General features: G+C 75.4%; 4 protein-coding genes and 1 pseudogene. All 5 read left to right on the top strand.

Features of this window, described 5'->3' with window-relative positions; translation table 11 throughout:
* On the top strand, positions 1–1,211 hold a 1,211-nt coding region (locus tag AAHZ94_RS21205; RefSeq protein WP_349994563.1), incomplete at its 5' end, for an adenylate/guanylate cyclase domain-containing protein.
* Between the two features lie 590 nt (positions 1,212–1,801).
* Positions 1,802–2,596, top strand: coding sequence for an enoyl-CoA hydratase/isomerase family protein (locus AAHZ94_RS21200; protein ID WP_349994562.1), 795 nt, complete (start codon positions 1,802–1,804; stop codon positions 2,594–2,596).
* 289 nt (positions 2,597–2,885) lie between these two features.
* Positions 2,886–4,043, top strand: a pseudogene (locus AAHZ94_RS21195) (GGDEF domain-containing protein); the annotation flags it as partial.
* A 1,266-nt stretch (positions 4,044–5,309) separates the two neighbouring features.
* Complete coding sequence (locus AAHZ94_RS21190; RefSeq protein ID WP_349994561.1) at positions 5,310–7,691, top strand: hypothetical protein; 2,382 nt, start codon at positions 5,310–5,312, stop codon at positions 7,689–7,691.
* Between the two features lie 33 nt (positions 7,692–7,724).
* Positions 7,725–9,281: a histidine ammonia-lyase gene (gene hutH / locus AAHZ94_RS21185; RefSeq protein ID WP_349994560.1), complete on the top strand. Its 1,557-nt coding sequence runs from the start codon at positions 7,725–7,727 to the stop codon at positions 9,279–9,281.
* Positions 9,282–9,421 lie beyond the last annotated feature (140 nt).

The raw sequence follows: 9,421 nt of genomic DNA, 5'->3' as shown, positions 1-9,421 counted from the left end.
GGCCCCAGCGGCCTGCCGGGCCGCCGGCGGCGGCAGCGGCCGAGCCCGGTGCCGGGGCCCCGGCTTCCGGGGCTGCTGCGGGCGCGGGCCCGGGCACGGAGGGCGACCCCGAGGGTGGTGCCGCCCCCGCCGACCTCGGGCCGGACCGCGGGGCGGCGGCCGAGCGCGCCGCGGCCGTCGAGGATGACCCCATCGCGCTCAAGCTGGAACAGCTCATCCTGGGCGCCGAGCGGCAGTACACGCCCTTCCAGGCCGCGCGCAGCGCCGGCGTGTCGATGGAGCTGGCCTCGCGGTTCTGGCGGGCGATGGGCTTCGCCGACATCGGCCAGGCCAAGGCGCTGACCGAGGCGGACGTGCTGGCGCTGCGGCGGCTTGCGGGCCTGGTGGAGGCCGGGCTGCTGAGCGAGCCGATGGCGGTGCAGGTGGCGCGTTCGACGGGGCAGACCACGGCCCGGCTCGCCGACTGGCAGATCGACTCCTTCCTGGAGGGGCTCACCGAGCCGCAGGAGCCCGGGATGACGCGTACGGAGATCGCGTATCCGCTGGTCGAGCTGTTGTTGCCGGAGCTTGAGGAATTCATCGTCTACGTGTGGCGGCGCCAGTTGGCCGCGGCCACCGGACGGGTGGTGCAGGCCCAGGACGACGCGGAGATGGTCAACCGGCGGCTGGCCGTCGGCTTCGCGGATCTGGTCGGCTTCACCCGGCTCACCCGGCGCCTCGAAGAGGAAGAGCTCGGCGAGCTGGTCGAGGCGTTCGAGACCACGGCGGCCGATCTGGTCGCCGCGCACGGCGGCCGGCTCATCAAGACCCTCGGCGACGAGGTGCTGTACGCGGCCGACGACGCGGGCGTCGCGGCGGAGATCGGGCTGCGGCTGATCGAGACCATGTCGCACGACCAGACGATGCCGGCGCTCCGCGTCGGGCTGGCGTTCGGCGCGGTCACCACGCGGATGGGCGACGTCTTCGGTACGACGGTCAACCTCGCGAGCCGGCTGACATCGATAGCGCCGAAGGACGCGGTCCTGGTGGACGGCGCCTTCGCGGACGAACTGGCCCGCACCGGCGACGCCCCCCGCTCGGAGGCGGAGGCCGCGGCGGCCGAGAAGGAGGGCGAGACCGTGACGTACCGGTTCGCCCTCCAACCCATGTGGCAGCGCGCGGTGCGCGGCCTCGGCATGGTCGAACCCTGGCTCCTCTCCCGCCGGGCCTGAGGGGCCGGGCCCGGCCGGCCCGGGGTGGCTGGTCGGGCTGTGGCGACGGGCCGGGCCGTGGCTCGGCGGGGCTTCGGCGCCCCGGGGCCAGTGGGCCTGATGTGGCCGGTCGGGCTTGCGGGCGGGCCCGGCTCGTGGGGCCTGCGGGCCGGCCGTCGCCGCCGCCCGGGTGGGGTGCCGCCGGCGTGGGGGTGCGGTGGCCTCGTGCCGCCCGCCTCTGTCCTTTGTCCTCTGTCCTCTGTACGCCGCGGGTCGCGTGCGCACTCCTTCCGTACGCGACCCGCGGCGGCTCGTACGGGCCCTTTCGGTACGCCTTCGGTACGCCCCGGACCTCGTCCCGCCCGATGCCGCACGCCGTGGGCTCCGTACTGCTGCCCGAAGCCGTGCGCCGTGGGCCTCCTGCCACCTGATCCGTACGCCGCTGAGCCTCGTACCTGCCCCTTCCCTGCGCAGGCCGTGGGGCGCCGAGGTGCCAGCCCGGCTCCGGGGTGACCCGTCCCCGCCCCACGGGCCGGGAGGTAGCGGGCGCGTGGGTGGGGCTGCGATGATCCGGTGGCAGGTTCACGATCGTTAACCGGGAGGGTCGCGTCATGGGTGAGCAGCGGTTCGGGGAGTGGGTGGCGGTGCGCCGGGACGGGTTCGTGGCCGAGCTGGTGTTGGACCGGCCGCGGGCCATGAACGCCGTGTCGACCGAGATGGCCCGGTCCATCGCCGCCGCCTGCACCGCGCTGGGCGAGGACGGCGACGTACGGGCCGTGGTGGTCAGCTCGTCGAACGAGCGGGCGTTCTGCGTCGGCGCCGACCTCAAGGAGCGCAACGCGATGAGCGATGCCGACCTCGGCCGGCAGCGCCCGGTGGCGCGCGGCGCGTACACCGGCGTGTTGGAGCTTCCGGTGCCGGCCATCGCCGCGGTGCACGGCTTCGCGCTGGGCGGCGGCTTCGAGCTGGCCCTGTCCTGCGACGTGATCGTCGCGGACGAGACGGCCGTGGTGGCGCTGCCCGAGGTGTCGGTGGGGGTGATCCCGGGCGGCGGTGGCACCCAGTTGTTGCCGCGCCGGGTGGGCGCGGCGCGCGCGGCCGAGTTGGTGTTCTCGGCCCGGCGGGTGGCCGCGGCCGAGGCGAGGGAACTCGGCCTGGTGGACGAGTTGGTGCCGGCGGGCGAGGCGCGCACGGCGGCGCTCGCCCTCGCGGGCCGGATCGCCGCGCACTCCCCGGTGGGGCTGCGGGCCGCCAAGCGCGCGCTCCGCCTCGGTCAGGGGCTTGACCTGCGGGCCGGCCTCGAAGTGGAGGACGCGGCGTGGCGTTCGGTGGCGTTCTCGGCCGACCGGGCGGAGGGCGTGGCGGCCTTCAACGAGAAGCGGACGCCGCAGTGGCCCGGCGCGTAACGGGCTGACGCGGGCGGATTTCGGTGCCCGGGGCGCGTCCGGAAGGTTTTGATGCGGGTGCTCGTGGGCGAGCAACGTTGACCGACCACCGGCCTTGACCGACACTCCGGGGACGGGTGAGTGGCCGCCGAGTCGGCCACTGCCCGTTCCTTAAACCTCCCTCAAGCGAGATGTGTCGAACGTTCGTACGCTGGGGTGCAGGCATGTGCGGACGGTGACGGAAGGCGAGGCGTGGGTGACGGACCGGGGTGATGCACGGCTGGCTGCCGTGGTGGGTCTGGCGCAGGCGATGGCCGCCGCGCACACGGCACGGGATGCGATGCGCGCCGCCGCGCTCAGCGCCCTGGCCGCGCTGGAGGGGTCGTTCGCCGCGGTCTGCGTGTGGGAGCGGGAGCTGGGGCGGCTGCGGGTGTTGGTGAACGTGGGGGAGCTGGCACCGGGTGAGGAGGAGTTCCCGGTGGACGAGTCGTACCCGGTGCACGACTTCCCGCAGATCGCGGAGTTCCTGCACGAGCAGTGGATCAGCGGCGGCGAGCCGCGCGCCTGGGTGGAGACCGTCGCGGACGCGGAGACCGCCGCGGATGGGGAAGCCGGCGCGGGCGCGGATTCCGTCCCGGACGCGGCGCAAAGCGGTGACGCCGGGCCGGTACGCGGCGGGCGGCGGGCCCGGCGGGTGGTGGCGCTGCGGCAGCGCGGCCGGGGCTGCTGCGTGGTGGCGCCGATCGTGCTGCGCGGCCGGGCCTGGGGCGAGCTGTACGTGGCGAGGCCGCCGGGCCGGCCGGTGTTCGGGCGGGCCGATGCCGACTTCGCCACGGTCCTCGCCTCGGTGACCGCCGCCGGGATCGCCCAGAGCGAGCGGCTCGAAGAGGCGCACCGGCTGGCCTTCACCGACCCGCTGACCGGGCTCGCCAACCGGCGGGCGGTGGACATGCGCCTGGACGAGGCCCTGGACCTGCACGAAGCGCAGGGGGCCGTGGTGAGCCTGGTGGTGTGTGACCTCAACGGGCTCAAACGGGTGAACGACTCGCTGGGGCACGAGATGGGTGACCGGCTGCTGGAACGATTCGGCTCGGTCCTCTCCATGTGCGGGGCCCGGCTGCCCGGCGCGCTGGCGGCCCGGCTCGGCGGGGACGAGTTCTGCCTGCTCGCGGTGGGCCCTTCGGCCGCCGACGTGGTGGCCGTCGCCGAGGAGCTGTGCCGGCGGGCGAGCGCGCTGGAGATGGGCGAGGGCGTGGCCTGCGGGGTGGCGTCCACGGGGAACCCGATCGGCCCGGTGCACTCGGCGCGGCGGCTGTTCCGGCTGGCGGACGCCGCGCAGTACCGCGCGAAGGCCGCGCACGCCGACCGGCCCGTGGTGGCCGGCCGCGACGGCGGTACGGACGATCCGGTGGTCAGGCTCGCCGACGCCCCGGCCCCCACCGCCGACCGGCGCCGCATCCGGGGCCGCAGCCGCGGCAGTGGGTCGGCCGGTGCCCGGGCCAAGGGCGGGGCGCAGGGCGGTGGTCCCTCCGGTGGACCGGCTGGCGGTCCGTCCGCCGGCCCTCCCGGCGGGCCGCCGGGCGCCTCGGACGGCGGTGGGGGTCCGCCCGGGGGCGGCGTGTCGGGCGGCGGGGTCTCCGGCGGTGGGCTGACCGGCGGCGGGTTGGCCGGCGGGCGCAGGCGGTAGCCGCCTGGACGGCAGCCGTTCGTACGGCAGGCGTTCTTACGACACGCCCGTACGACTGCCGCCCGTACGACTGTCGCCCGTACGGCGGCCCCCGTACGACTGCCGCGCGGGTGATTCAGCGCCGCAGGGCCCACGCGATCACCATGGTGCCCAGGGCGGACCCCGTCGCACTCGCCGCACAGGCCAGGACGCGCAGGGCCAGCCTGCGGGTGAGGCGGCGCCAGCGGGGTGGGGGTGTCGTTGCCGGGGGTGCCACGGGTGCCACGGGTGCCAGGGGTGCGGCGGGTGTCTCCGGTGCGCTCTCCGGTGGCGGGCCGTCGTGCGGTCGGTCGGTGGTGATGGTTCCTCCTCGGGTCGGTCCCGCTGGGACGGGTGCTCCGGCTTCCTGGTGGGGCGCGCGGTGCGCCGGCCGTCTCGGTGGGGTGCGCTGACACGCTTGACGGGGGCCCACTCTCGTCCTGCGGTGGGGAGTTGCGGCAAGCGGCGACGGGGGGTGCGCCCCGAAATGGCGACACTGCGCCGGATCGCCGCAGGTGGGGCGGCCTGGCGGGCGGCCGTGGGGGTGTTGCCGTCTGGTGGCGACGCTGGGGCGGGCTGTGTTGCTGCACCGGCGCCGGTGCCGGCGTCTGTGTCTGTGTCTGTGTCTGTGCGTACGGGGTGGCTTTGCCCGTACAGGTGTTGTCGTGCGTACGGGCGGACTCCGCGCGTACGGTGCGGTGTTGCCCGTACGGCTCTTTCCGCGCGCGAAGTGTCGCCGATCTGACTGGCAACGCCGCGACTGGCCCACCCCGCACGCCGAACGGCGATAGTGGGGACGACGGGGGGCGCCCCGACGGCGGCAGCGGCGGGCGGCCCCGTGTGGGCCGGGCAGTCAGGGAAGGCCAGGCCGGCCGCGCAGGGCAACCGGCTCAGCCGCCCGGACACGCGAGGTGACCCACCCGGACGAGCACCCCCCACCCGAGCAGCAAGCGAACGAACACCAACCGAACAAGCACCAACCCAACAAGCAGCAAGCACTCAAACGGACAGAGGAACAAGGGGCCGGCGGTGGCGAGTGAGAGTGTGGCCGGGGCGCTGGCCCCGCTGAAGGACGGGCTCGACGAGGACAAGCGGGCCCTGGCGCAGATGCTGCGCGAACTGTTCGGGTGCCTCAACATCAGCGTGCGGCGGTACGCCCTGCGCCGCCCGCTCGACAAGGGCACCGTCTCCCGCTACCTCAACGGCAGCCGCACCCCGCCCTGGTCGTTCGTCGTGGACCTGATGGCCGACATCGCCGAGGAGGGCACCCCGGTCACCCCCGAGGTCGAAGAGGCGCTGCGGGAGCTGCACGGCAGGGCCAGGCGGGCCGGTTCGGCGCGCGCCGGCGCCGCGTCCGAGGTGCAGCGGCTCCAGGACCGGCTGGCCGAGGCGGACGAGGAGGCCAGCCGGGGCAAGGTGCACGCCCGCGCGCTGACCGAGGTGTTGCGCGACCGGCAACGCCAACTCGTCGAGTTACAAGGCAAGTTGAACCGGTTGGAGAAGGAGCGCGCGGAGGACCACTGCGCGTACGAGCGGTCGGTGATCGCCTGGCGCGGCACGTACCAGGAGCTGCGCGAGGAGCGCGACCGGCTGGTGCACGAGGTGGACGAGTTACGGGGCGCGCTGGCCGACGCCAAGCGCGAGGTGTTCGCCGCCGAGGAGCACTGCACCGAGTTGGAGGGGCAACTCGCGGAGGCCGAGCGGCGGGCCGGCGAGGCCGGGGTGCGGATGGGCCTGCTGGAGATCCTGGAGACCACGGACCGTACGGCATCGGTGCCGCAACTCGTCGAGCTGGTCACCCATCTGACGGTGCCGGGCCGCACCGCGACCGCCACCGAACTGGTCAAGTCCGCGGGCCAGGCCCGCCCGGTGGCGGAGGCCGCGGCGCTGATGGCGGCGCTGTACGGGGCCGGGCACGACCGGCAGGCGGAGGCGGCGCTGCCGGCGCTGGTGCTGGTGCGGCCGGCCGCCGACACCGCCGTGTTCATCGAGCACTTCGCCGCGGCCGGCCTGGACGCCGCCACGGCCACCGTCATGAAGACCTCGCTGGAGATCCATCCGGTGGCCGACGTCGCCGCGGTGGCGCTCGGCCTCGCCGCGGCAGGCGAACAGGAGAACGTCCGGGTCTACCTGGGCGCAGCCGCCACCGTACGGCCGCTCGGCGACGTGGTGGACCTGGTGTCGCTGCTCGGCCGGCGCGGCGCGCGGCAGGCGGTGGATGCGGCGCTCGGGGTGTGTGCGCGGGAGCGGCCCGTGCAGGAGGTGGCCGAGCTGTGCGAGCTGCTGCTCGGGCACGACGAGCAGGACGCGATCACCTGCCTGGAGCGCGTGGTCGCCGAGGTGCGGCCGGCCCGCGACGTGGTGGACCTGGCCGCACTGGCCGACCGGTTCTCGCCGGTGGACGCGGACTTCGTCCTCGCGCACAGCGTGCACCACCGGCGTGACCAGCACGGCTATCTGGTCGCCCTGGTCACCGCGCTGCACACGGTGCGGCTGCGGTTCGGCCCCGGCCAGTTGCTCGCGCAGGCGGTGCGGGACTGGGGCGTGCGGGAGGTCGGCCACCTGGTCGGTGCGCTGCACGTCGCCGGGCACTGGCAGTACGCGGTCGGCGTGCTCACCGAGGCGCTGCACGCGCACCCGGTGCCGGCCGCGGCCGACCTGCTGGCCACGGTCGACGCGGGCCTCGACGGCGGGGCCTGGGCGGTCCTTGCGGACGCCTGCGTGGTGCAGCCGCCGGAGGAACTGGCGGCGCTGATCGCGCTGCTCGGGGCGTGCGGCGCACGCGCGCACGCGGAGCGGGTGTTCTGGAAGGGGCTGCGCGGCCGGGTCGCCGGGCACGCCGTCCAACTGGTGCGCAGCCTGCACCACGACGCCAGTCCGCTGCTCGCGCCGGCAGCGCTGGAGGGCTACGCCCGGCGGGCCACGGCCGATGACGTGGTGGAACTCGGCTGCGCCCTGGAGGGCGCGGGCCAGCGGGCCGCGGCGCGCGCCCTGCTGGCGGCTGCGGCCGGCCGCGACCGGGCTCACTTCCTGCCCGTGCTCGGTGTGCTCGCCGGCCGTGACCAGCGGCTCGCGGAGTTCCTGGTACGGGACGTGGCGCTGGCCGAGTCGGTGTCGGGGCGCGTCAACCTGGCGCTGGTGCTGGCCGCGCTGCCCGCCGGGACCGCCCGGTACGAGCGCTGCCTGCTGGAGGCGCTGCGCCAGGCGGACCCCGGCGAGTGGGCCGAGTTCACCCGGCGCATCAAGGCCGCCCGCAAGGTGCAGAAGAAGGTGGGGGACCAGGTCGCCAGGGACGGCATCCGGCGCGACCGCAGGCAGCGGCGGCGCGAGTTCGTCCGCAACGTCCCCGGGTTCCCGGGCCGTACGGCGGACCGGCGGCCGGAACCGGAAGCCGTGCCGGGCGGATGGTGACAGCTAGCGATTCAGTCTCTAGGGTGCCTGAATATGGATATGCACTCTGTGGTGGTGGGGACGTCCGGTACGACCGCCGAGGATGTGATCGCGGTCGCGCGCGGGCGGGCGCGCGTCGAGCTCGCGCCGCAATCCCTGGCCAGCGTCGCGGCATCACGCCAGGTCATCGAGGATTTGGCGGCCAAGCCCGAACCGGTCTACGGGGTCTCCACGGGCTTCGGGGCGCTCGCCGTACGGCACATCAGCCCGGAGCTGCGGGCCCAGCTCCAGCGCAACATCGTGCGCTCGCACGCGGCCGGCATGGGGCAGCGGGTCGAGCGCGAGGTGGTCCGCGCGCTGATGTTCCTGCGGCTGAAGACGCTGGCGTCCGGCCACACCGGGGTGCGCCCGGTGGTGGTCGAGACGATGGCCGCGATCCTCAACGCGGGCATCACGCCGGTCGTCCACGAGTACGGCTCGCTCGGCTGCTCCGGCGACCTCGCGCCGCTCTCGCACTGTGCGCTCACGCTACTGGGCGAGGGCGAAGCGGAGGGCCCCGACGGCGTGCTGCGGCCGGCCGCCGAACTGCTCGCCGCGCACGGCATCGAGCCGGTCGAACTGCGCGAGAAGGAGGGCCTGGCCCTCCTCAACGGCACCGACGGCATGCTGGGCATGCTCGTGATGGCCTGCGCCGACCTGGCCCGGCTGTACACCTCGGCGGACATCACCGCGGCGCTCACCCTGGAGGCGCTGCTCGGTACGGACCGGGTGCTCGCCCCCGAACTGCACGCCATCCGCCCGCACCCCGGCCAGGCGCTGAGCGCCGACAACATGCTGCGGGTGCTGGCCGGCTCCGGGCTGACCGGCCATCACCAGGACGATGCGCCCCGGGTGCAGGACGCGTACTCCATCCGGTGCGCGCCGCAGGTGGCCGGCGCGGGGCGGGACACCCTGGCGCACGCCAGGCTGGTCGCCGAGCGGGAGTTGGCGGCGGCGGTGGACAACCCGGTGGTGCTGCGCGCGGCCGACGGCACCGGCCGGGTCGAGTCCAACGGCAACTTCCACGGCGCGCCCGTCGGCTACGTACTGGACTTCCTCGCCATCGCGGCGGCCGACCTCGGGTCGATCGCCGAGCGGCGCACCGACCGGCTGCTGGACAAGAACCGCTCGCACGGGCTGCCGCCGTTCCTGGCCGCCGACGCCGGCGTCGACTCGGGCCTGATGATCGCCCAGTACACGCAGGCCGCGCTGGTCAGCGAGCTCAAGCGGCTGGCGGTGCCGGCCTCGGTCGACTCCATCCCGTCCTCCGCGATGCAGGAGGACCACGTCTCCATGGGCTGGTCGGCCGCGCGCAAGTTGCGGACCGTAGTGGAGAACCTGGGCCGGATCATCGCGGTCGAACTCGTCGCCGCCACCCGCGCGATCGAGCTGCGGACGGGCATGACGCCCGCGCCGGCGAGCCGGGCGGTACTGGCCGCGGTGCGCGCGGCGGGCGTGGAAGGGCCCGGCGAGGACCGGTTCCTGGCGCCCGACCTGGCGGCGGCCGAACAGTTCGTGCGCTCCGGCGCGCTGGTGGCGGCCGTGGAGCCGGTGACCGGACCGCTGGCCTGAGCGGAGCGCCGGGCTACTGGTCCGGGCAGAGCACCGGGCCGCTGGTCTGAGCCCGTAGGACGCGGGGGGGGGGGGGGGGGGGGGGGGGGGGGGGGGGGGGGGGGGGGGGGGGGGGGGGGGGGGCGGGGCGGGGGGGGGGG

This window comes from Streptomyces sp. HSW2009 (assembly GCF_040240285.1).
GTDB lineage: Bacteria > Actinomycetota > Actinomycetes > Streptomycetales > Streptomycetaceae > Streptomyces.
Note: the sequence above shows the minus strand (reverse complement) of the source record. Positions and strands in the feature narration are given on the sequence as shown.